This window comes from Caballeronia sp. SBC1 (genome assembly GCF_011493005.1).
GTDB lineage: Bacteria > Pseudomonadota > Gammaproteobacteria > Burkholderiales > Burkholderiaceae > Caballeronia.
Map to the genome: position 1 here is coordinate 1,701,093 of NZ_CP049157.1, position 23,344 is coordinate 1,724,436.

At 57.5% G+C, this 23,344-nt stretch carries 15 protein-coding genes, 2 tRNA genes and 3 rRNA genes; 12 read left to right on the forward strand and 8 right to left on the reverse strand.

What is annotated here, in order from left to right:
• The first annotated feature begins 71 nt into the window (after positions 1-71).
• Positions 72-809 (forward strand): response regulator transcription factor, encoded by a 738-nt coding sequence (locus tag SBC1_RS25660; protein WP_165101021.1) that lies wholly within the window; start codon positions 72-74, stop codon positions 807-809.
• The gene (locus SBC1_RS25665) at positions 810-2,117 is read left to right on the forward strand and encodes an ATP-binding protein (protein WP_165101017.1); all 1,308 of its coding nucleotides are present in this window, start codon (positions 810-812) and stop codon (positions 2,115-2,117) included.
• A gap of 356 nt (positions 2,118-2,473) precedes the next feature.
• On the opposite strand, the gene SBC1_RS25670 is transcribed toward SBC1_RS25665, so the two are convergent.
• On the reverse strand, positions 2,474-3,379 hold the full coding sequence (locus SBC1_RS25670) for a LysR family transcriptional regulator (RefSeq protein ID WP_165101014.1): 906 nt from the start codon (positions 3,377-3,379) through the stop codon (positions 2,474-2,476).
• Between the two features lie 80 nt (positions 3,380-3,459).
• On the opposite strand from SBC1_RS25670, the gene SBC1_RS25675 reads away from it, so the two are divergent.
• Positions 3,460-3,624, forward strand: a complete 165-nt coding sequence (locus SBC1_RS25675; protein ID WP_165101011.1) for a hypothetical protein — start codon at positions 3,460-3,462, stop codon at positions 3,622-3,624.
• A gap of 24 nt (positions 3,625-3,648) precedes the next feature.
• Here the strand turns inward: SBC1_RS25675 and SBC1_RS25680 are convergent, their stop codons facing one another.
• Positions 3,649-4,938, reverse strand: a complete 1,290-nt coding sequence (locus SBC1_RS25680) for an MFS transporter (RefSeq protein ID WP_165101656.1) — start codon at positions 4,936-4,938, stop codon at positions 3,649-3,651.
• Between the two features lie 453 nt (positions 4,939-5,391).
• On the opposite strand from SBC1_RS25680, the gene SBC1_RS25685 reads away from it, so the two are divergent.
• The gene (locus tag SBC1_RS25685; RefSeq protein ID WP_165101008.1) at positions 5,392-6,312 is read left to right on the forward strand and encodes a LysR family transcriptional regulator; all 921 of its coding nucleotides are present in this window, start codon (positions 5,392-5,394) and stop codon (positions 6,310-6,312) included.
• Positions 6,313-6,333: 21 nt separating this feature from the next.
• Here the strand turns inward: SBC1_RS25685 and SBC1_RS25690 are convergent, their stop codons facing one another.
• Positions 6,334-7,305 (reverse strand): PDR/VanB family oxidoreductase, encoded by a 972-nt coding sequence (locus SBC1_RS25690; RefSeq protein WP_165101005.1) that lies wholly within the window; start codon positions 7,303-7,305, stop codon positions 6,334-6,336.
• 51 nt (positions 7,306-7,356) lie between these two features.
• Positions 7,357-8,667, reverse strand: a complete 1,311-nt coding sequence (locus SBC1_RS25695; RefSeq protein ID WP_165101002.1) for an MFS transporter — start codon at positions 8,665-8,667, stop codon at positions 7,357-7,359.
• A gap of 688 nt (positions 8,668-9,355) precedes the next feature.
• On the opposite strand from SBC1_RS25695, the gene SBC1_RS25700 reads away from it, so the two are divergent.
• The 8 genes from SBC1_RS25700 (at position 9,356) to rrf (ending at position 18,793) form a co-directional block, all read left to right on the forward strand.
• Entirely contained in the window at positions 9,356-10,477 is a 1,122-nt protein-coding gene (locus tag SBC1_RS25700; protein ID WP_241202190.1) for a porin, read from the forward strand.
• A 215-nt stretch (positions 10,478-10,692) separates the two neighbouring features.
• Positions 10,693-11,814, forward strand: a complete 1,122-nt coding sequence (locus SBC1_RS25705; RefSeq protein ID WP_165101000.1) for a muconate/chloromuconate family cycloisomerase — start codon at positions 10,693-10,695, stop codon at positions 11,812-11,814.
• 65 nt (positions 11,815-11,879) lie between these two features.
• Entirely contained in the window at positions 11,880-12,788 is a 909-nt protein-coding gene (gene catA / locus SBC1_RS25710) for a catechol 1,2-dioxygenase (protein ID WP_165100997.1), read from the forward strand.
• A 604-nt stretch (positions 12,789-13,392) separates the two neighbouring features.
• Positions 13,393-14,923, forward strand: a 16S ribosomal RNA gene (locus SBC1_RS25715).
• Positions 14,924-14,993: 70 nt separating this feature from the next.
• Positions 14,994-15,070, forward strand: a tRNA-Ile gene (locus SBC1_RS25720).
• 76 nt (positions 15,071-15,146) lie between these two features.
• Positions 15,147-15,222: transfer RNA gene (locus SBC1_RS25725), tRNA-Ala, on the forward strand.
• Between the two features lie 338 nt (positions 15,223-15,560).
• A 23S ribosomal RNA gene (locus tag SBC1_RS25730) occupies positions 15,561-18,441 on the forward strand.
• Positions 18,442-18,680: 239 nt separating this feature from the next.
• Positions 18,681-18,793: ribosomal RNA gene (rrf, locus tag SBC1_RS25735) — 5S ribosomal RNA — on the forward strand.
• The 16S, 23S and 5S rRNA genes sit together here with 2 tRNA genes alongside, the layout of an rRNA operon.
• 180 nt (positions 18,794-18,973) lie before the next feature.
• Here rrf and SBC1_RS25740 read toward each other — a convergent pair.
• From SBC1_RS25740 to SBC1_RS25755, 4 genes are all read right to left on the reverse strand, one after another.
• A complete protein-coding gene (locus SBC1_RS25740; protein ID WP_165100993.1) occupies positions 18,974-19,957 on the reverse strand; it encodes an anti-sigma factor in 984 nt (327 codons plus the stop codon).
• 290 nt (positions 19,958-20,247) lie between these two features.
• Positions 20,248-21,159, reverse strand: a complete 912-nt coding sequence (locus tag SBC1_RS25745) for an anti-sigma factor (RefSeq protein WP_165100990.1) — start codon at positions 21,157-21,159, stop codon at positions 20,248-20,250.
• On the reverse strand, positions 21,156-21,701 hold the full coding sequence (locus SBC1_RS25750; RefSeq protein ID WP_165100987.1) for an RNA polymerase sigma factor: 546 nt from the start codon (positions 21,699-21,701) through the stop codon (positions 21,156-21,158). Before SBC1_RS25750 ends, SBC1_RS25745 begins: the two co-directional genes overlap by 4 nt.
• Before the next feature lie 325 nt (positions 21,702-22,026).
• Positions 22,027-23,280 (reverse strand): SRPBCC family protein, encoded by a 1,254-nt coding sequence (locus SBC1_RS25755; protein WP_165100984.1) that lies wholly within the window; start codon positions 23,278-23,280, stop codon positions 22,027-22,029.
• Positions 23,281-23,344: the final 64 nt, after the last annotated feature.

Genomic DNA, 23,344 nt, shown 5'->3' on the forward strand with positions numbered 1-23,344 from the left:
GCGCCGGGCCCCGCCATACGCGCGCGAGGATAGAATCGGCGGCTGTTAGTGTGCAAGTGCGGAGAAGAACAATGAACGAGGTCTCACCCAAGTACAACGTGTTGCTGATCGAGGACGACGATCGCCTCGCGCAACTGATCGCGGAGTATCTGGATGGCTATGAATTTGCCGTGACTATCGTGCGGCGTGGCGACACTGCGGTGGCTGCCGTGCGCGAGCATAAACCGGCGCTGGTGATTCTCGACCTGATGCTGCCCAACATGGATGGCATGGAAGTGTGCCGGCGCATCCGGGGTTTTTCGAGCGTGCCGGTGTTGATCCTGACTGCTCGCGTCGATGTCTTCGACCAGGTCGCGGGACTCGAAACCGGTGCGGACGACTATGTGGTCAAGCCGATAGAACCGCGTGTGCTGGTGGCGCGTGCACGCGCGTTGCTCAGGCGGTCGCAGCCCGCTGAGGAAGTCATGACACCGGCCGCGGGTGTCGGCACTGCCGACACGCTTACGTTCGGTGAACTGGTGATCTCGCCGCCGAACCGCACCGTGACGTGGCGCGGCCAGGACATCGACCTGAAGACAGCCGAGTTCAACCTGCTGGTGATTCTCGCGCGCGCTGCCGGCACCGTGCTGAGCCGCGACGATATCCTCAAGCAATTGCGCGGCATCGAATTCGACGGACTGGACCGTACCGTCGACTCCGGTATCTCGCGGCTGCGACGTCGCTTCGAAGACGCGTCGCCGGAGCCGCACAAGATCAAGACGATCTGGGGCCGCGGTTATCTGTTCAGCCCGTCGGCGTGGGAGGATTGAATGCTGCGCTCCCTGATCCGCCTGTATCTGATCGTGCTGCTGGGCGGCGGCCTGGCTATTGTGTTCGTCGATCAATCGTTCTCGCAACTGTTCCATGAGCGGGTCACCGAGAACGTGCGCGAGAGCGTAAAAGCGTATGCGTTCGTGCTGACCGACTACCTGGAACGGCATCCCGGCGAGCAACGAGCAGCTGCGCTGGCTGAACTGCAAAAACATGGTGAAGAGGGTTTCAGTCTCCTCACGATGAAAGACGCGATCCCTCTTCTAGACGACGAGCAGTTGCGCGACCTTCGCGATGGCAAGCTGGTGCTCAGCATGGATGCCAAGGACTACTACTTGCCGTTGCCCGACGGCACGATCGTCCACGCCCATCCCGATGAACCCGGCAACCTGGACATCAAGGCGCTGGCCTATGCTCTCGTCGCGCTCGCAACACTTTTATCTGTTGTCCTGTGGATTCACTATCACTGGCGAGACTTGAGGAAGCTCGAGGCCGCTGCGCGCTCGTTTGGCAAAGGGGAATTGTCGACCCGCGCGGAGTTGTCGAAGAAATCGAATATCTACGATCTTTCAAAGCAGTTCAATGAAATGGCAGGACAGATAGAAGCGTCGATCCTGCATCAGCGCGACATGATGCACGGCATTTCGCATGAGCTGAAAACACCTCTTGCGCGGCTCGAATTCGGCCTGGCGCTCTTGCAGTCGCCGGAATCCCCTGAACGGCAGCGCGAACGGCAACTTGCGCTGCGCCGCGACGTGCGTGAACTCGATGAACTCGTCACGGAGCTGCTTACGTTGAGCCGGCTCGAACAGGGCGCGGGATATATGGTCCCTATGCGAGTGTCAGTGGGCGAACTGCTGGACAGCGTCGCGGCGAGCATGGCCAACGACGTCGCCGACCGTGCGCTTAACCTCTCCGTTACGGCGGCCGGGGCGCCTGCGAGCCACGTCTGCGATCCCAAGCTGGTCGCGAGGGCATTGTTGAATCTGATCCGCAACAGCACCCGCTACGCGCAGCACGCTATTTCGCTGAGCGCTTGCCTGGGGCCGGCGGGCGCGCTCGTGCTAATTGTTGACGACGACGGTCCGGGCATTCCCGTTGCAGAGCGGGCGCGTATCTTCGAACCGTTTCACCGGCTGGACGCAAGCCGCGACCGGCACACCGGCGGCTTCGGGCTCGGCCTCGCGATTGTGCGTCGCGTCGCGCTCGTGCATGGCGGCGAGGTACGGCTGGAAGAGTCCGCTTCGGGCGGTGCGCGTTTCCTGATCACGTTGCCATCCATGCCCTTGCTAGACGTGGCACATTGATCGGGCTTCTTGCGGCCAGGGTTTAGCCGGCTTCGCGTGGCGAATGGAGTCAGTCCTCGTGACCGCGCTCATGACCATTCTGTCTGTCCGCAAAGTAGCGGGCGGGCGCCCGGCACATCTTCACGGATCTCCAAGGTGCTCAGTCTCGCTGTGCAGATCGTTAAATGTTGTCAGATCTGGGCTGACATTATTTCCTTTCGACGCGAATGCGGAGACACTAGCATCACCCTTCCGAGGGTGTGTCCCGCGACGAAGTCATCCTCGTCGTGCTTCCAAGTCCCATCCCGCCCGGATGGGACTTTTTTTAGTGCACCGATCATTCCCGGTCTGCTAGTCAACGGCGGACAGCGTGTTGACTAGCGGCTTGTAAAAGCCTGGCTGCGGCGGAACAGATCACGCGCGATGGAACAGAAAAGGGCCGTCGTCTGCCCTTCATCCTGAAGGCGGCGGCTCATGATGATTGGCGACGTGGGGCCTGGTTCGGGCAGGTGCCGGTAGACGACGCCATGCACTCTCAAACCGTCAACGCTCTCCGGTACCAGCGACACCCCCACTCGCGCCGCAACGAGCCCAAGCGCTGTCTGCAACTCCCGGACTTCGTGGACGGCGGCAGGTTCAAGCGCACGATCGCGCAGTGCGGATAACTGCTGGTCCGCATAACTCGGTCGCGGTGAACTCGGATACACAATCAGGGTCTCGCGTGCCATGTCCTCCAGCGTCAATTCCACCGAAGCGTCCGCTAACGGATGATCTTCTGGCAGCGCGGCAATCATCCGTTCCTCGACGAGTACTTCGCGCGTCAGTTGCACGTCGTCAAAACGCAGGCGTCCAAAGCCGACATCGATTCGTCCACCCTTTAAAGCGCCGAGTTGTTCAAGCGTGAACATCTCGATCAGCGATAATTCGATCTGCGGAGCGGCCTCGCGAAATGCACGGATTACCTGCGGTAGCGCGCCATACAGCGTGGACGGCACAAAGCCGATCACAATGCGTTCCGCCAGTTGCGCGAGCCTGCGTGTGAGCGGAACGAGTTCGTCGCTTTCGTCAATCAGGCGCTTTGCCTGCGCGTAGAAAACGCGGCCCGCTTCTGTCAGGCGCAAAGGCCGCGAGCCGTGTTCGAACAACGGCAATCCGACACTTTCCTCGATCTGCTGAATCTGCCGGCTAAGCGGCGGTTGCGTCATGTTAAGACGACCGGCCGCGCGCGTGATGTTCATTTCTTCGGCTACCGCAATGAAATAACGGAGTTGTCGCAGCTCCATGCAGACCTCAAACGGTTAACGATCCAGAGGTATTGCCGATACGTCCGAATTTCTCCGAAGCACGGGCACAGAAGATTGCAATGGAAGATGTCACGCAGCCGCATTTCACGGACGCGCTGGCTGTGATTGTGGCATGGGGAATGAGCGAAGCGGCAAACAAGGCGTTTGTCGGCATGGAACTGCTTCCGGGCGCTCGGTGGGTTCGGGGTCCGAAGCGCAGCGCACTCGCCGACCGAGGTCGCTAGTCAATGTGGCAATCAGCGTGGCGATCAGCGGTCCTTGGCGGCTTGCTCGACCGCACCGCTTAGCGGCGGGTTAGGGGTTTTGCCGACAACGGTTGTCCTGAGAATCCAGTTATAGACTGCGCCCGCGATCATCAATGCCGACGTGCCGAAAAACACTTCCCGCATGCCGAAATGTCCTCCGACGAAACCGCCGGCAAGCGGTCCTACAACCTGCCCGGTATATTGGGCAGACGTTGAATAACCGAGCATATTGCCTGCTACCGACGCCGGCACGTTGTGCCGGATCACGCTTGCAACGCAAGGCAGCAGTCCGCCGAGGGCGAGGCCCATCAGGAATCGCAGAACCACTAATTGCCAGCCCTGTGTGACGAACGCCTGCGGGATCAGCAGGATGCCCGCGACCGCAAGGCAGCCGATAATGACGTTCCAATGCCCCATGCGATCGGCGAGCTTACCCAGGTACGAGGCCGAGAGAATGCTGCCCAATGCCGCCGCCGACATCACCAGTCCCGCGACAAACGTGACTTGGTGCGCATCGACTACTTGCGCCACGTAGACGGTGATAATTGGCTCGATCGACATGTTCGCCAACATCAGGAGCATGCCGGTCACGAGCATGGCGACAGTCGGCCGCTTGTCTGCGATCTCAGCCCAGCTGCCACGCCGCTTCCCCTTCTTGTTCAAGCCCGGGTGACGCTCGTTCTTGACGAAGAAGACGGTCGCCAGGAACGTCATGAAAATAAGGGCGCCCGAGGCGAGAAAGGTCGACCGTATTCCGATCAGCGGCGGCAGTGATCCACCAATAATCGGGCCGACCAGATTGCCGGCCATGATGCCGGAAGACAGTACGCCGAGTGCCCAGCCGCATCGGTCTTTCGGTGTCTGGGTAGCGACCAGCACGGTGGAGCCCGACGCAAAGCCGCCGAGCAAGCCTGCGAGAAGCCTGAGGCCAACGAGTTGCCAGACGTTATGTGCCATCCCCATCAAGGACATGATGATGGCCATGCCGAGGCTGGCGCGGATCAGCATCGGCTTGCGGCCGTAGAGGTCGGCAAGCCGTCCCCAAAGTGGGGCGGTCAGTGCGGCGGTGAAAAACGTTGCGCCGTAAGCGACGCCGGACCACTGGACTATCGCGGCGTGATCCTTGACGCCGAGTTGCTCCACGTAAAGCGGCAAGAACGGCAACATGAGTGTCATTGCCACAATGGTCGTAAACGAACCAAATACGCAGACGATGAGATTGCGCCGCCAGTGGGTGAACTCCTCCGCTTCCGGAGGAGTGTCGTGACGTGCGCTTGCCGTTTGTTTGTCCATCATTCTGTCCGGGTCAGCGTGGGCGGTTGAGGGTTGTCTCGCGACTTCTTGAGGGCCGGAGCAACCGCCTGACGCAAGGTGAGGAAGCAAGCCGGCTTCCATCCGGATCGTACGGTGTGAGCGGTGACTCAACCAGTCCGCTACCTATACCGGTATCGCGACTACCCGGCATGTTTTTCGTGCTGTCCGGTTTTCGTAGCTTCAATGCATGGGCAAGTTTTGCACCTGTCCGAAGAGACTGTACTCGGGCCGATTGCAAACTTGGCTCAGTTCAAGCGCGTTCAAGAGATGATCGACGTCGGTATCTCTGGGGTTGTCATGATCGAGTCGCTTTGAGGCAAGTCTGCGATGGAATTCGCGCTACCGTTCTTCTACTTTCGGCACGTAGCCAACATCGGTCGAATCGATCTAAAATAAGATGTCGCATAAGTGACACAAATAATAGGTTGCCCCATGACTTCGCTTGACCATGTCGATCTCAATCTCCTGCGAGTCTTCCACGCCATCGTGGAAGAGCGCAGCCTGACCAGGGCGGGTGAACGGCTCGCGCTTTCGCAACCAGCCGTGAGCTATGCGCTGGGCCGCCTGCGGACGCTGTTCGACGATCAACTGTTTATCCGTACCCGCTCGGGCATGCAGCCCACGCCAATCGCACTGGAACTCGCGACCATCGTGGGCCGGGCCCTCGACACAGTGCGCGAGGCGCTGCGCTATGCCGAGTCATTCGACCCCGCGGTGAGCACACGCACGTTTCGACTGTCCCTGTCCGATGCGGGCGAAATGGCCTATCTGCCCGTCATCTGCAAGGCATTGCACGAACAGGCCCCGCATACCCGGCTCATCGTGCAACCGATGCCCGTGGAGGACATTGAGGATGCACTGCGTTCGAGCAAGCTGGACTTTGCCATCGGAAATCTTCCTGAACTGATGGCGCATACGCGTCATCAGTTGCTGTTTGAAGAGGATTACGTATGTATGACGCGGCGACGCCGTGGCTTGCCGACGGGCAAGAAGCTTAGCCTCGAGCACTTTCTGGGCGCGTCGCACATTCGGGTGCGCTCTCTCGAACACAGTCACCACGCTTTGGACGACGCGCTGCGGGCGCAGGGCGTCGGTCGCAATACCGCACTCGAACTACCGCACTTTGTTGCCTTGCCGAACATCCTGACGGTGACGGACCTTTACGCGACGCTTCCAAAGCGTCTGGCGCAAATCCTGAACAAGGCCAAGGCATTTCAGATCTACGATTTACCGGTCCGTTTGCCGGCGGCCTCGGTGACGATGCATTGGCACGAGCACTTTCACGACGAGGACGGTATTGTGTGGATGAGAAACCTGCTGATTGATTCAGTACGCAAATTCGACCAGTTGTGAAGGATAAATGTTGTGGCCGGCCTAGAGGTCGAGAATAAGCACGGGCGAGCGCGAACGCGAGACGCAGCAGCAGATGACCGAATTGCTCGCGCGTTCCGCCTTGCTCAGGCAGTGGTCGCGATGCTCGGGTTCACCGCCCACCACGGACACCATGCAGGTGCCGCATACACCTTCACCGCATGACGTATCGACCTCGAGACCGATCTGCGCTAACGCGTCGACAATCGTTTGTCCGTTCTTGACCTCGACGGTCACCCCTGTTTTAGCTAGCCGGACTTCGAAGTTCTCGTCCTTGGATTCACTCTTAGGGGCGTCGTGTTGTGCACTGAATCGTTCTAGGTGAATCGCCTCTTCGGGGAGATAGGCCGCCGCCACTTCGACCACTCGTTCCATGAATGGAGCCGGCCCGCAGGTATAAAGATGCGCACGGTTACCAGCGTTGCCAATGCATGCGTGCAAGGTCTGGTCTAAGGCATCACGGGGCACTTGCAGATGGACTTCGACGTGCTCGGCAAACGGTGGAGCGGACAGTTGCGAGAGGAATGCGGCCTGCTGGGGACTGCGGGCGAAATAGTGCAGCTTGAAGGGTACGCGCTGCCTGACGAGCCTATACGCCATCGAGAGGAGCGGCGTGATGCCGATCCCCGCGGCGATCAAAATGTGTTCGCCGGCCTCGCTTGCAAGCTGAAAGAGATTGCGCGGGGCGCTGACCGACAGTTCCATGCCAGTCACCACGTCGTCATGCAGTGACCGCGAACCACCGCGCGAAGCCTGTTCCTTTTTCACGGCGAAGCTTTGCGCGTCACAATGATCGGGGTCCCCGCACAGCGAGTATTGCCGCGTGATGCCGGCAGGGCTCGTGACGTCGATGTGAGCGCCAGGTTCATAGGCGTCGAAAGGGCGGCCATCCATACGCGAGATGCTGAACGACCGGATACCTTGCGCTTCGTCGTGCAAGGCATCGACGCGGACCTTCAAACGGGTGATTTCCATATGGACGATCTGTTTGGTGTAACGGAGAGCAAAAGGCGGCGCTGCCGGCCACTACGATGGGGCGTGTGTCTCGTGCGCGAACCGCAACGTGACGACAGTAACGAGGCCAAGCAGCATGAGGAACAGCGAAACGGGCCAATACGCGTGGTAATGTGAAAGCAAAGCAACGGCAATCAACGGAGACATACCACCGGCAAAGATGGAGGCCACCTCATGCCCGAGCGCCACGCCGGAATATCGCACTTCCGTGCTGAACAGTTCGCCTACGAGAGCGGGTAGCGTGCCGATCATCGCACCATGGCACACTGCCGTGCCTAGTATCAAAGCAAGAAAGATCAGCGGTGCGGAGTGCGTGTTCAGCAGCCAGAAAAACGGAAACGCCATCACAAGAAGCGACACGGCGCCGATCATATAGACGGGCTTGCGCCCCACCTTGTCTGAGAGTCTGCCCCATGCCAGCATCGCGCCCATTTCGACGACCATGGCTAGCATGACGGCCGTGAGCATGGTTGAGCTGGCGATGCCAGCGAACTTGCCGTAGACCAGGGAGAACGCCAGAAAGATATACGCACCGCCGTTTTCCGCCACTCGTAAGCCCATTACGATCAGTATTTCTTTAGGATACCTTTTGATTGCTTCCAGCACCGGCATATGGGACGTCTTGCCCGCATGCTCGGCTTGTTCGAACTCGCGACTTTCCGGCAGGTTGTAGCGAATGTACACGCCTAGCGCGAAGATCAGAATGCTCGCTAGGAACGGCAGGCGCCAGCCCCAGGTGATGAACTGTGTGTGTGGCAGCGCCTGCACAGCCAGGAATGCGGCGGAAGACAGAACGAAACCGCCGCCCACCCCCAACTGACTCCATGCAGCGTAGTAGCCACGCTTTTCCGGGGGCGCGTTCTCGCTGATCATCAGCACGCCGCCACCCCATTCACCACCGGATGCCACCCCTTGCAACAGCCGAAGTGCGACGAGTGCAGCGGGCGACCAGAGTCCAACCTGGGCATAGGTCGGCAATAAACCGATGCCGAAGGTCGCAATGCCCATGATGAGCAAGGTCCAGACGAGCGACGCCTTGCGCCCGTAGCGGTCGCCGATGTGGCCGAACACGACGCCGCCGAGGGGTCTCGCGACAAAGCCTATGGCGAAGGCGGCGAACGCGCCTAGCGTGCCGACGAGCGGGTCGGCATTGGCAGGAAAGAATAGCTGACCGAATACAAGGGCCGCAGCAGTTCCATAGACGAAGAAGTCATACCACTCCATCGCATTGCCGGCGACGGACGCGACGACGATCCGGGTGAGGGCCTTGTTGTGAAACGCTGCGGTCTCGATTGCGGTGGTAGATGGTTGCACGGATGCCATGTTCGCTCGTGAGTAAATAGTCAGACGTCGCGACCTCGAGAGGAGGGCTCCGCATGGCAACCAGTGTCGACTTGTCGTAACCCAGCGTCAAATTCGCCGAAAATGGAGTTAGATATCAGCGCGGCAAATGATTTCTAGAAGCCGGGTTGGGTGAAACATATCGGAGATGGCATCACTCAATCATGCGTTGCCCGGGTCGGCCGAGAATTGTTAGAGAAGGTGAGGAAATATACGATGCGGCAACCTAGCCTCGACGAAGCCAAACGCGGCGCCGCCGGGACTCCAGACCGCGAGTGCGCCGCGTTTTAAAAAAATCAGCAACATGCCACCGCACCATTCGCCGACTGCCGCAAGGCAAAAATGAACAATATGAATGGGGTTGATGTTGGCTGCAGCCTCTTAGCGGAACTTCGTGCCAAATAAGTCGCACTGATTTCGGACTCTTTTTTTGGCTGATTTGGTGCTGGGAATATGGCAACTTAAATTTCCGGTCGTGTACCGGGACTCGCGATGTCGAGGTGCCGCCTCGTCGCGCTAGCTAGTCCCAACACACAGAGCATGCGGCACCTGTTGAGCTAAGAGCGTCGTGTCTGGCGGTGGTTAAAAAATAGAACAATTGAACGCTCCGTTCATCGCACATTAATTCGGTATACGAAATAAAGCCGGATATATCATAAAAGGAAACATTGTGAAGAAATCGCTAGCCGCTTTAGTTGGGATGTCGTTCTTTAGTGCTGGGGCTTGGGCTCAAAGCAGCGTGACAATCTACGGCATCATCGACGACGGGCTGACCTGGTCGACTAACCAGGGTGGCAAGAGCGCTCTTCAGATGCAAGGCAGCATCTCGCAAGGCAATCGCTGGGGACTTAAGGGGGCCGAGGATCTTGGAGGCGGCACGACGGCGATTTTCCGACTCGAAAACGGCTTCAACGTCAATACTGGCGCCCTCAGTCAAGGGGGCCGGGAGTTCGGCCGGCTGGCCTATGTTGGCTTGTCCAGCGATCGTTATGGCACGGTGACACTGGGGCGGCAGGGCGAAGAAGTGGGCGACTATATCGGCGCGCTATCGGCAAATGGCACCTTGCCAGGCGGCATTTTGTTTCCGCATCCTGGAGACCTGGATAATAACGGTATTGATTTTCACCTCAACAACGCCGTCAAGTACGTTTCCCCGACCATCGCGGGCCTGACGGGTATTGCTACCTATAGCTTTGGCGGGGTCCCGGGTGCTTTTGCGCAGGACGGCGCGAAATCGTTCGCGCTTCAATACGTGAACGGCAATCTGCAACTGGTGGGCGCGTACACTTCGATCGACCATCCTGCCACCGCCGTGCCGGAAGGGGTGTGGACAGCAACCAACACTGTCGACGGTAACTATGGTCTGGCCGCCAGCAGCTACAAGGTGTTTGGCTTGGGCGCCGCGTATGCTTTCGGCGCGGCCAAGATTAGCGCTGACTGGACTCACACGCAGTTCGGCGGTCTCGATCCCGCATTAGGGGCGAAGATTAACGGACATGTGACGTTCAATATCGGCGAGGTCGTAGCGAGTTACATGATTACGCCAGCACTGCAACTGGGCGCTGCGTACAGTTATACCGAAGGGAATGTCTCGGCAACCGGACAGGAGCCGCGTTACCACGAACTCGATGCGAGCGCGGACTACTTCCTGTCCAAGAGCACCGACGTGTACGCATCCGCAACCTATATGCGTGCCGGCGGCGGTGCTGTCGCTGATCTCGCTCCGGTGCTGGAAGCGTCGAGTTCGGCGAATCAGGTCGCGCTGCGCCTCGGCATACGCAAAAAATTCTAGTGCCGTGGCGGGGAGCGACCACCGAATAAGCCTTGTCGTGCAGTCTCCCGCGCACGCGGGAATTCGAAGAGCACCGATACGCCGATGTGTAGCGGCGGTGCATCTATTGGAAGAGTGGTCTCTTCATGCCTTCAGGGTATGAAAGTAGTCGGAAACGGTGTTGGACTTCCCGGTTCGTTTCTTTCTACCATGTGTGCTCCTGGAGGAAATACACGATGGCAATAGCGGTGCGAATAGAAAGCGTGGAAACGCTGCTGATAGATGTTCCAACAATCCGGCCGCACCGTCTGTCGGTCGCGACCATGAATTGCCAGACCCTGGTGCTGGTCCGGATTCGCTGCTCGGACGGTGTAAGCGGCGTGGGCGAGGGCACGACCATCGGCGGTCTCGCGTATGGCGAAGAGAGTCCCGAGAGCATCAAGGTCAATATCGATACGTACTTTGCGCCCTTGCTCAAAGGGTTGGATGCAACGCGGCCGGGTGCGGCCATGGCGAAGTTGCGCAAGCTGTTCCAGGGCAACCGGTTTGCGAAATGCGCGGTGGAAACAGCGCTCTTCGATGCCCAGGCTCAACGGATCGGTGTGCCGCTGTCGGAGTTGTGCGGCGGCCGCGTGACGGACTCGGTTGAAGTGGCATGGACGCTTGCGAGCGGCGACACGCGGCGTGACATCGATGAAGCCGAGCAGATGCTGGACTTGCGGCGGCATCGCGTATTCAAGCTGAAGATTGGTTCGGGAGCGGTGGCCGACGATGTAGCGCATGTCGTGGCGATCAAGAAAGCGCTCGGTGAGCGTGGCGAGGTTCGTGTGGATGTGAACCAGGCGTGGGGCGAGTCGGACGCCATCTGGGCGTTGCCGCGCTTTGCCGATGCCGGCGTCAGTCTGGTCGAGCAACCGATAGCCGCCACGAACCACGCGGGCCTCAAGCGCCTCACCGACCTGGCCCGCGTGCCGATCATGGCTGATGAAGCACTGCATGGTCCCTCCGATGCGTTCGCTCTGGCGAGCAATCATTCCGCCGATGTCTTCGCCGTCAAGATTGCCCAGTCCGGTGGACTGCTAGGAGCGGCAAGCGTTGCATCGATCGCGCTTGCGGCCCACGTCGATTTGTATGGCGGCACGATGCTGGAAGGGGCGATCGGCACGATTGCATCGGCGCAATTGTTCAGCACGTTCAGTTCGTTGAAGTGGGGGACGGAGTTGTTCGGCCCGCTCTTGCTGACTGAGGAAATTCTCATCGAACCCCTGCGTTATGAAGAATTTTCGCTGCACTTGCCGCAGGGCCCGGGCCTGGGCGTCACGCTCGACTGGGAGCGTATCGAACGACTGCGACGATGACCCGAACTGGTTAGCAGTATTTAGCAATAATTCGTACTGATCCTACACAACACATAGAGACAAACATGAACCACCAAGCAATCGACGCACTGCTCAAGACCATTAACGACAGCGCCACCAGTGAGGGGAACGCACGCACTAAGGCGATTGTTAATCGCGTTGTGCGAGACTTGTTTTATACGATCGAAGATCTCGATGTACAGCCCGATGAGTTCTGGACCGCGCTCAACTACCTCGGCGAAGCGGGCAAGAGCGGAGAGCTTGGACTGCTTGCTGCGGGCTTGGGCTTCGAACATTTCCTTGACTTGCGGATGGATGAGGCGGAAGCGAAGGCGGGAATTGAAGGCGGTACGCCGCGCACGATCGAAGGGCCGTTATATGTGGCCGGCGCGCCGGAGTCGGTCGGGCATGCGCGTCTGGATGACGGCACGGATCCGGGCGAAACGCTCGTAATGCGCGGTCGCGTAATTGGCGAAGACGGCGCGCCGCTGAAGGATGCGATGGTTGAGGTATGGCACGCCAACCATCTGGGTAACTACTCATACTTCGACGCGTCGCAGCCGGCGTTCAATCTGCGTCGAACCATTCGTACCGACAGCGCGGGCAACTACAGCTTTACGAGCGTCGTACCGGTGGGCTACAGCGTGCCGCCTGCAGGGAAGACCCAGCAATTACTCGATCAGTTGGGGCGTCATGGTCATCGTCCGGCGCATATTCACTTCTTTGTCTCGGCGCCGGGTTATCGCAAGCTGACGACGCAGATCAACATTGATGGCGATCCGTATCTGTGGGACGACTTCGCGTTTGCTACGCGTGATGGCCTTGTACCCGAGCTTAAAAAGGCGGAAGGGACGGAAGGCAAGCCATATGGAGTCGAGGGTCAGTTCGTGCTGATCGATTTCGACTTCACACTCTTCAAGCAACGCGATGATGTTAAGAGCACGGAGGTTGAACGCGCGCGTGCGGGAGCCTGATAGTCGCGGAGGTTACCCATCTTGATGCTTGGGTCGCTGCTTACCGCTGCGATGCGGTGCAGCGAACGCTTTACGCGTAGATGACTTCATGTACGCCGCTAAGTATTGGACTCGCGGGTAAGAGCCCTTTGGGCGCGTCGAATGTATGCGCATGATTCGTTCGCTCCGCGCTCCTTGCTCCGACAAAACCTGATATAGCGCTTTCGGTTTCTTCATCATGCGATCGTGCGCGCGCGAATCCGCGGTCTAATAACGCCTTCCTCCGCGTTCTAAAAAATTTCCTGAATTCGCTTGACGAGGTGAAGGCAAGTCTTCATACTTCGCCTCCTTCCTGATGCGGAAGACGCAAGAAGCAAGCAGCTTCAAGCGAATGTTCTTTAAAAACTAACAGCCGATAAGTGTGGGCGCTTGGTGCTTGGCTTTAAGCGTGGTGGTGTTTTCTGGGGTTTCTCGGGAGATGCTGCCGTGAAGCGAAAGTATCAAGTCTCACACTAGTATTAAGGTAGGTTTTGAGCGTCTTTCGGGCAACTGGAAGATGGGAGGAACTTGTCAGTACGTTGAGTGAGCGACCTATTCGCAAGAATAGAAAACAGTAACAGGCATTGAACTGAAGAGTTTGATCCTGGCTCAGATTGAACGCTGGCGGCATGCCTTACACATGCAAGTCGAACGGCAGCACGGGGGCAACCCTGGTGGCGAGTGGCGAACGGGTGAGTAATACATCGGAACGTGTCCTGTAGTGGGGGATAGCCCGGCGAAAGCCGGATTAATACCGCATACGATCTACGGAAGAAAGCGGGGGATCGCAAGACCTCGCGCTATAGGGGCGGCCGATGGCAGATTAGCTAGTTGGTGGGGTAAAGGCCTACCAAGGCGACGATCTGTAGCTGGTCTGAGAGGACGACCAGCCACACTGGGACTGAGACACGGCCCAGACTCCTACGGGAGGCAGCAGTGGGGAATTTTGGACAATGGGGGAAACCCTGATCCAGCAATGCCGCGTGTGTGAAGAAGGCCTTCGGGTTGTAAAGCACTTTTGTCCGGAAAGAAAACTTCTGCCCTAATACGGCGGGAGGATGACGGTACCGGAAGAATAAGCACCGGCTAACTACGTGCCAGCAGCCGCGGTAATACGTAGGGTGCGAGCGTTAATCGGAATTACTGGGCGTAAAGCGTGCGCAGGCGGTTCGTTAAGACAGATGTGAAATCCCCGGGCTTAACCTGGGAACTGCATTTGTGACTGGCGAGCTAGAGTATGGCAGAGGGGGGTAGAATTCCACGTGTAGCAGTGAAATGCGTAGAGATGTGGAGGAATACCGATGGCGAAGGCAGCCCCCTGGGCCAATACTGACGCTCATGCACGAAAGCGTGGGGAGCAAACAGGATTAGATACCCTGGTAGTCCACGCCCTAAACGATGTCAACTAGTTGTTGGGTCTTCATTGACTTAGTAACGTAGCTAACGCGTGAAGTTGACCGCCTGGGGAGTACGGTCGCAAGATTAAAACTCAAAGGAATTGACGGGGACCCGCACAAGCGGTGGATGATGTGGATTAATTCGATGCAACGCGAAAAACCTTACCTACCCTTGACATGGTCGGAACCCTGCTGAAAGGTGGGGGTGCTCGAAAGAGAACCGATACACAGGTGCTGCATGGCTGTCGTCAGCTCGTGTCGTGAGATGTTGGGTTAAGTCCCGCAACGAGCGCAACCCTTGTCCTTAGTTGCTACGCAAGAGCACTCTAAGGAGACTGCCGGTGACAAACCGGAGGAAGGTGGGGATGACGTCAAGTCCTCATGGCCCTTATGGGTAGGGCTTCACACGTCATACAATGGTCGGAACAGAGGGCTGCCAACCCGTGAGGGGGAGCTAATCCCAGAAAACCGATCGTAGTCCGGATCGTAGTCTGCAACTCGACTACGTGAAGCTGGAATCGCTAGTAATCGCGGATCAGCATGCCGCGGTGAATACGTTCCCGGGTCTTGTACACACCGCCCGTCACACCATGGGAGTGGGTTTTACCAGAAGTGGCTAGTCTAACCGCAAGGAGGACGGTCACCACGGTAGGATTCATGACTGGGGTGAAGTCGTAACAAGGTAGCCGTATCGGAAGGTGCGGCTGGATCACCTCCTTTCTCGAGCTCAAACGTTTTGAAGTGAAGTGCTAAAGCGCTCACGCTTATCGGCTGTAAGAAGACAGGCTAAGGGTCTGTAGCTCAGTTGGTTAGAGCACCGTCTTGATAAGGCGGGGGTCGTTGGTTCGAATCCAACCAGACCCACCATGATTCGCTTGAAGGTGGCTCACGAGAAGTGAATCACATTCAATAGAATTTACGGACCCTCAAGCATCAAGGTACGGGGGGATTAGCTCAGCTGGGAGAGCACCTGCTTTGCAAGCAGGGGGTCGTCGGTTCGATCCCGTCATCCTCCACCAATCATCAATGCCAAGCACTCTTAAATGAAGAGTGATTTGCATTGGCGATTGAGCCAGTCAGTAAAATCATTTAAGGCATAGCGCTTTAGGTGATGCTGTCGTTCTTTAACAATCTGGAAGAAGTAGTAAAGAGATTCACGAAAGCATACTTAGAGATGGGTGTGCGAGTAGGTGAATCAGGGTTGTGATTGTATCAATGTATGAAAAGGTGATCGAAAGATTGCTTTGGAATACGGCGCAACACGAATACTCAACCTATAGCGGGGTGAAAGAGGTTTCATCCGCATTGAACTTCGGTTCGGTGTAGAGAAAAACGCTCGGAGACACACTCGTTATAGGGTCAAGCGAACAAGTGCATGTGGTGGATGCCTTGGCGATCACAGGCGATGAAGGACGCGGTAGCCTGCGAAAAGCGACGGGGAGCTGGCAAACGAGCTTTGATCCGTCGATGTCCGAATGGGGAAACCCACTCCGAATGGAGTATCCATAGCTGAATCCATAGGCTATGAGAAGCGAACGCGGTGAACTGAAACATCTAAGTAACCGCAGGAAAAGAAATCAACCGAGATTCCCAAAGTAGTGGCGAGCGAAATGGGATCAGCCTGTACTCTTTAGCACGACCGTTAGCCGAACACTCTGGAAAGTGTGGCCATAGCAGGTGATAGCCCTGTAGGCGAAAGCGGATGTGTGGAACTAGGTGTACGACAAGTAGGGCGGGACACGTGAAATCCTGTCTGAAGATGGGGGGACCATCCTCCAAGGCTAAATACTCGTGATCGACCGATAGTGAACCAGTACCGTGAGGGAAAGGCGAAAAGAACCCCGGGAGGGGAGTGAAATAGATCCTGAAACCGCATGCATACAAACAGTCGGAGCCTTGAAAGGGGTGACGGCGTACCTTTTGTATAATGGGTCAGCGACTTACGTTCAGTAGCAAGGTTAACTGATTAAGGCAGCCGTAGCGAAAGCGAGTCCGAATAGGGCGTTCAGTTGCTGGGCGTAGACCCGAAACCAAGTGATCTATCCATGGCCAGGTTGAAGGTGCGGTAACACGTACTGGAGGACCGAACCCACTAATGTTGAAAAATTAGGGGATGAGCTGTGGATAGGGGTGAAAGGCTAAACAAACTTGGAAATAGCTGGTTCTCTCCGAAAACTATTTAGGTAGTGCCTCGTGTATCACCTTCGGGGGTAGAGCACTGTCATGGTTGTGGGGTCCATTGCGGATTACTACGCCATAGCAAACTCCGAATACCGAAGAGTGCAATCACGGGAGACAGACATCGGGTGCTAACGTCCGGTGTCAAGAGGGAAACAACCCAGACCGCCAGCTAAGGTCCCCAAATATTGCTAAGTGGGAAACGAAGTGGGAAGGCTAAAACAGTCAGGAGGTTGGCTTAGAAGCAGCCACCCTTTAAAGAAAGCGTAATAGCTCACTGATCGAGTCGTCCTGCGCGGAAGATGTAACGGGGCTAAGCAATATACCGAAGCTGCGGATGCGAGATTTATCTCGCATGGTAGGAGAGCGTTCCGTAAGCCTGTGAAGGTGCATTGAAAAGTGTGCTGGAGGTATCGGAAGTGCGAATGCTGACATGAGTAGCGATAAAGGGGGTGAAAAGCCCCCTCGCCGTAAGCCCAAGGTTTCCTACGCAACGTTCATCGGCGTAGGGTGAGTCGGCCCCTAAGGCGAGGCAGAAATGCGTAGCTGATGGGAAGCAGGTTAATATTCCTGCACCATTGTTAAATGCGATGGGGGGACGGATCGCGGAAGGTTGTCCGGGTGTTGGAAGTCCCGGTCCTTGTATTGGAGAAGGCGCTTAGGCAAATCCGGGCGCGGAATTCAAGGGTACGAGGCCATTCGCTTAGGCGAAGAAGCAATCGGAAGTGGTTCCAAGAAAAGCCTCTAAGCTTCAGTTTAACAAGACCGTACCGCAAACCGACACAGGTGGGCGAGATGAGTATTCTAAGGCGCTTGAGAGAACTCGGGAGAAGGAACTCGGCAAATTGGTACCGTAACTTCGGGATAAGGTACGCCCCTGTAGCTTGATGCGCCTGCGCGCAAAGGGTGAAGGGGTTGCAATAAACTGGTGGCTGCGACTGTTTAATAAAAACACAGCACTCTGCAAACACGAAAGTGGACGTATAGGGTGTGACGCCTGCCCGGTGCCGGAAGATTAAATGATGGGGTGCAAGCTCTTGATTGAAGTCCCGGTAAACGGCGGCCGTAACTATAACGGTCCTAAGGTAGCGAAATTCCTTGTCGGGTAAGTTCCGACCTGCACGAATGGCGTAACGATGGCCACACTGTCTCCTCCCGAGACTCAGCGAAGTTGAAGTGTTTGTGATGATGCAATCTCCCCGCGGCTAGACGGAAAGACCCCATGAACCTTTACTGTAGCTTTGCATTGGACTTTGAACCGATCTGTGTAGGATAGGTGGGAGGCTATGAAACCGGAACGCTAGTTTCGGTGGAGCCGTCCTTGAAATACCACCCTGGTTTGTTTGAGGTTCTAACCTTGGTCCGTGATCCGGATCGGGGACAGTGCATGGTAGGCAGTTTGACTGGGGCGGTCTCCTCCCAAAGTGTAACGGAGGAGTACGAAGGTACGCTAGGTACGGTCGGAAATCGTGCTGATAGTGCAATGGCATAAGCGTGCTTAACTGCGAGACCGACAAGTCGAGCAGGTGCGAAAGCAGGTCATAGTGATCCGGTGGTTCTGTATGGAAGGGCCATCGCTCAACGGATAAAAGGTACTCTGGGGATAACAGGCTGATACCGCCCAAGAGTTCATATCGACGGCGGTGTTTGGCACCTCGATGTCGGCTCATCTCATCCTGGGGCTGTAGCCGGTCCCAAGGGTATGGCTGTTCGCCATTTAAAGAGGTACGTGAGCTGGGTTTAAAACGTCGTGAGACAGTTTGGTCCCTATCTGCCGTGGGCGTTGGATATTTGAAGGGGGCTGCTCCTAGTACGAGAGGACCGGAGTGGACGAACCTCTGGTGTACCGGTTGTCACGCCAGTGGCATCGCCGGGTAGCTATGTTCGGAAGAGATAACCGCTGAAAGCATCTAAGCGGGAAACTCGCCTTGAGATGAGATATCCCTGGAGCTTCGAGCTCCTTGAAGGGTCGTTCTAGACCAGGACGTTGATAGGTCAGGTGTGGAAGTGCAGTAATGCATTAAGCTAACTGATACTAATTGCCCGTAAGGCTTGATCCTATAACCAGTGTGTGTCGGCAGCCGTTAGTGCTTCAGCACTTATGGATGCCCCATCCTGCGCAACGCGCAGGGTCTTAAGTACACGCCTAGGTTGAGATCAGTGTTGTGCCAACAAACACAACCCCAAGCTTCACCAGTAATAACGAGGCGTGCGGCGCGTAAAACCCCCCATGCACTCGACTACTTCTTCCTCAGATTGGTTGTGATGGCCTTAACCCCCACCACAACACCCCCTTATGCCTGATGACCATAGCGAGTTGGTACCACCCCTTCCCATCCCGAACAGGACCGTGAAACGACTCCACGCCAATGATAGTGCGGATACCCGTGTGAAAGTAGGTAATCGTCAGGCTCCTCATTCGCTGCAACACACCGCAGCTCGCAGAAACCCCACCCCCCAAAGGTGGGGTTTTTGCGTTTCGGGCATAGGTCTACAACAAGGAAAATTTTGGTGATAGGTTTGCTCTAATTAGTTAGGAATGCGATTGTTTATGGAAGTTTGCAAACCTCTGAATTCAGCCACGCAACCAATTTATTCCACGCTTGGGACCATGTTCACCGACGCCAACGCGGCAGCTACTGGCAACGAGGTTTCACGGCTGAACAGCGAAGCGGTTCCGCCGGCCGATATCTGCTTGCCAAGCGCCGTCAGGTCGACACCTTCTGGCTGACCGATCAGCGCATAGCCAAGTTCGGCCTGCCGCCATGTGACAACGGTCATGGAGGCGACACGCTGGTCGGCGACCGCCGCATCGGGCTTGACCTCCTTCATCACGCACAGCGCAATGGGCGCGCCTTTCTCCGGCAGGTAGACAATTTGCACGAGCGGTTTGTTGTTGAACCGCAAGCGCTGCACGCGCTTGAACGTAAGTCCGGACGCGCTCAGGTCGGGAATGCGCAGCGCGAGGCCATCGTCCTGGCGAATCTGCTTGACGGTCTTGATCGACAGGGTAGTGTCGGGATCGACGTTCGCTAGTGTCTCGCGGGAATACAGTTGCTGATAACTGGCCGCGGCCATCACCCAGGGCGAAACGGATAAGCCCATGCCGACCGACGCCAGCGAAGCGCTGGCATTCGATGCCGGACCCAGGCCAGGGCCTAGCCGAAGCACCAATCCGCAGGCGAACGCGCCGGCCAGGAAGGCGACGCCTAGCCATGCTGGCGCAACCCGTAGCCGCGAGCGGATACGCGAAGAAGACGGACTGCCCGGAGCACGGGAAACGACGGGGTCGTTGACGCTGATGTCTGGGCCGGCATTGGGACCGGCGACGGACTGTGCGGTTTTTGTCTGCGCAGCACGCGCCATCGCTTCGATCTTCGCGCTAAGACTCCGCGGCACCGGCGGCAGCTTTTGCGCGGCGAACGCATCGCGGTACGGCAGCCGCGATGCCTGCAACAGTGCGACGCGCTCCGCCACGTCGGGAGACGTGCGTAGTTCGCGCTCGACTTCCTCGCGTTGGTGCGGCGGTAGTTCGCCGTCCACGTACGCCATTAGCAGGATATCGTCGGATTTCATAAGACTGAGCAGTTACTTTCGCTGATGACTAAATTCTCGCTTGTTCTCGTGCGTCGATTCGCTAATTTTCTGCTAAACGGCTATCGAGATTCATAGTGCCCGAACCAGTGAAAATCGATAAATCAGGCCGGTTATAAGTGTATATGCGTTTCGCCGATGCCCTGCGGGCCGTGTGTTTCATGCAACCGTACGGGGTTCGGCGGTCTAAGCATTCTGTCAGCCGCTAACTGACCTGCACGGCTCAAGGCTTCACGGAGTGTCCAGCGCCTAAGCCTTTGGCCCGCCATTGCTTACCCAGCCAGCGGGAACTCCGCGGAACTTGTCTTGCTGAATAGCTGCTCCACCTCGCGGTTCGAAATACGCTTGCCGAGTGCGTCCAGATCGACGCCTTCGGTCTTGCCGATCAACGCATAGCTGAGTTCCGCTTGCCGCCATGTAACCACGTGCATGGTGTCGACTAACCGTGAGGCAACTGCCTGATCCGCCTTCACTCCCTTCATGACACATAGCGCGATGGGCGGTCCTTTCTCAGGCAGATAAACGATCTGCACGAGCGGTTTGTTGTTGAACTGCAAACGGCGCACGGACTTGAAAGTCAGGCCGGCGCTGCTTAGATTGGGAATACGCAGCGCGAGTTTGTCGTCACGGCGAATGTCATCGACTATTTTTGAAGTCGCTGCCGGATTCTCGTCGGCGTAAGCCAGCGTGTCACGCGTGTAAAGCTGCTGATACCCCACCGCCGCGGTTACCCACGGCGAAAGGCCGGCGTTCGCCGTCGTGGAGTTGCCGGAACCCGGCATGCTTGTGCTGAGAAGCGGAAATGTCCCGGGCCGAAAAAAGACTCCTCCGACAAACGCGCCAGCAACGCACGCCGCTGCGAACCACGTGGGAACTGTGCGCAGACGTGATCGAACCGGCCCGGCGACGGGCGCACGAAGCGAAGGGTCGTTTGCATCCGAAGCCGCGCTTTCAGTGCCATGTGCACGCGCCATTGCTTCGATCTTCCGCGTCAGCGAGTCCGGCACCGGCGGCAATTTTTGCGCATCGAACGCCTGCTTGTAGTCAAGACGCGATGCTTGCAGCAGCGCTACCAACTCTGCGGCTTCAGAGGAAGCGCGAATGTGCTCCTCGACTTGCAGGCTCTCCCCGAGGGCAAGTTCGCCGTCTACATACGCCATCAGCATGAGGTCATCGGTTTTCATGCGATGGAGTCCTTACGCGTGACAGAAGCCCTGGCTTTCGGATCAGGCGTGCCTAACAACGCGCCAACCGCTTGACGTGCGCGCGACAGCCGGCTCATGACGGTGCCAATAGGCACTTCGAGAACATCGGCCGCTTCCTGATAGCTCAAGCCTTCGACCGCGACCAGCAGCATCACTACACGCTGGGCTTCGGGCAGCCGTTCAACGGCGCTGATGATCTGGCCGTGCATGAGCAGCGCTTCCGGGCCTTTGTCGACGGGGTCGGCAACGTTTTCCAGGAAGTCATCATCCCATTCCATGCTGGAACGCTTGCGTACGCTGCGCGCTCGCAGCTCGTTGATCCAGGTTGAATGGACGATTGAAAACATCCAGCTTAGCGGGGACGTGTCGGGCTGTAGTTGATGCGCTCGTTCGAGCGCCCGCACGCAGGCTCGCTGGACGAGATCCTCGGCGTCGTGGCGATCACCGGAAATGCGAAGCGCGAACGCCCATAGTCGCGGCAGCATCTCGGGGAGCATGCCAGGTAAGTCTGCGCCGTTCATTGAACGAATGTCTCCCGTGATCCCAGTGGCTACTCGAGTGCTGTTGAGCGCATGCATGGGCGTGTTGCATCGCGTTAACTCCATAGTTTAGCGTGACGCGGCACAGGTCGCTGGACGTCGTGTTGAGGCTTGATGCTGCCGTATGGAGGGGCGCGTGTTGGGCCAACCACGATGGGACGCGAGGCATTCGTTGAGAGATTTGCAGTCGTTGTAAGGTCGAAGTAATCAGGCGTTAATCATCTAACGGCGGTCGCTGCCTAAGCAGCGAAAACATCCGGCAACCGCGGTTGATCACCGGATCACAAGCTCGACGCGAGACAAGGCATCAGATGCCGTGCGCTTCCAGCCGCGTTGCGTACCAGCGTGAAAATCGTTCCAGATACGACTCGGTGAAAGGCGAAAAAGGTCCGGGCCTGTAACCCGGGTCTTGCGTACCCTGGTGATTGATCGCAACAAGGCGGGCGTCCTGAGCATTGGTCGCTTGCCATACCTCGATCAGATCAGACAGCGCGTAGTCAACGCCCTCGATCGCATCCTCATGAACGAGCCACTTGGTTCTGACCAGCGTTCGATCCGGTGCAAGCGGGATAAGGTACGAGATGACCGCGTGGTCGCTCATGACATGCGACCACGAGTTGTGCGTCCACAAATGCGTATCGCCGAGATCGCGGCGCGTGTTGTCGCCAAGGAGCCTGGTGCTGGCGACCTTTGTGTTCATCGTTTGTGACTCGCCGTTGCCGGCAATGACCAAGCGCTGTGTCCGGAACAGCGTGGCTACGTCATCCAGCCGTTCTACGGCTTCGCTGAGCAATCCCTCCTTGTGCCAGCTCGCAAGCGAAGTCGCGTTAAGCGCTCGATATTCAGCGAGCGCGCGCTCCGATTCCTCACTCAAGCCGTCGGGACAGAAGCCGAAATCTTCGGCCAGGAACGATACGGTGAGCTCGGGATGCGTTGCGCCGCAGTGGTAACACTCGCGGTTGTTCTCGATTGCCAGCTTCCAGTTGCCGTTTTCAGTGATGTCCGTTTCGTAGGCGATTTTCGTGCGAGCGAGATCGAACGGTGCGAGACGTGGTGTCATGGTCTCGTCGAGCGCTGCAATGTCCGCGGGCGCTTCATCGTTCAGGCACACAAAGATCAACCCGCCTATTACGCGTATCTGGACAGGCATCAAGCTGCGGCAGGTTGGATCGAAATCCTGTCCCATGTGCGCAGCATGTTTAAGACCGCCGTCGAGGCCGTACGTCCACTGGTGGTAAGGGCAGACGAGCATTCCCACGGAACCCTTGCCTTGCTCGCGCAGGCGCGCGCCACGATGACGGCACACGTTCCGGTACGCTCGAACGATGTTGTCGTCGTCGCGAACGATGATGATCGAGGCGCGGCCGATATCGACCGCCGAGACATCGCCGGGCTCGCGAACGTCGGCGGTGACACCCGCCATGATCCAGTGCTTGTGGAAGAAGATATCGACGTCATTCTCAAAGACATCCTGCCGGCCGAACAGGGCGCCGGGCATACCGTGACCTGAAGCCCGACTGCGAAACAAAACGCCGTGCGTAGTGTCATTGATGCTCGACATCCGCTGGTCCTTATCAGATTCCCTACGTTGCCAGGCGCGACCTGAGTCGCGGAATGAACGGAGT

Coding starts and splice junctions, on each gene's coding strand:
- catA (WP_165100997.1), top strand. CDS start 11,880: ATGAACCACCAAGCAATCGACGCACTGCTCAAGACCATTAACGACAGC.
- SBC1_RS25660 (WP_165101021.1), top strand. CDS start 72: ATGAACGAGGTCTCACCCAAGTACAACGTGTTGCTGATCGAGGACGAC.
- SBC1_RS25675 (WP_165101011.1), top strand. CDS start 3,460: ATGGAAGATGTCACGCAGCCGCATTTCACGGACGCGCTGGCTGTGATT.
- SBC1_RS25755 (WP_165100984.1), bottom strand. CDS start 23,280: ATGTCGAGCATCAATGACACTACGCACGGCGTTTTGTTTCGCAGTCGG.
- SBC1_RS25690 (WP_165101005.1), bottom strand. CDS start 7,305: ATGGAAATCACCCGTTTGAAGGTCCGCGTCGATGCCTTGCACGACGAA.
- SBC1_RS25695 (WP_165101002.1), bottom strand. CDS start 8,667: ATGGCATCCGTGCAACCATCTACCACCGCAATCGAGACCGCAGCGTTT.
- SBC1_RS25665 (WP_165101017.1), top strand. CDS start 810: ATGCTGCGCTCCCTGATCCGCCTGTATCTGATCGTGCTGCTGGGCGGC.
- SBC1_RS25670 (WP_165101014.1), bottom strand. CDS start 3,379: ATGGAGCTGCGACAACTCCGTTATTTCATTGCGGTAGCCGAAGAAATG.
- SBC1_RS25745 (WP_165100990.1), bottom strand. CDS start 21,159: ATGAAAACCGATGACCTCATGCTGATGGCGTATGTAGACGGCGAACTT.
- SBC1_RS25750 (WP_165100987.1), bottom strand. CDS start 21,701: ATGAACGGCGCAGACTTACCTGGCATGCTCCCCGAGATGCTGCCGCGA.
- SBC1_RS25680 (WP_165101656.1), bottom strand. CDS start 4,938: ATGGACAAACAAACGGCAAGCGCACGTCACGACACTCCTCCGGAAGCG.
- SBC1_RS25705 (WP_165101000.1), top strand. CDS start 10,693: ATGGCAATAGCGGTGCGAATAGAAAGCGTGGAAACGCTGCTGATAGAT.
- SBC1_RS25740 (WP_165100993.1), bottom strand. CDS start 19,957: ATGAAATCCGACGATATCCTGCTAATGGCGTACGTGGACGGCGAACTA.
- SBC1_RS25685 (WP_165101008.1), top strand. CDS start 5,392: ATGACTTCGCTTGACCATGTCGATCTCAATCTCCTGCGAGTCTTCCAC.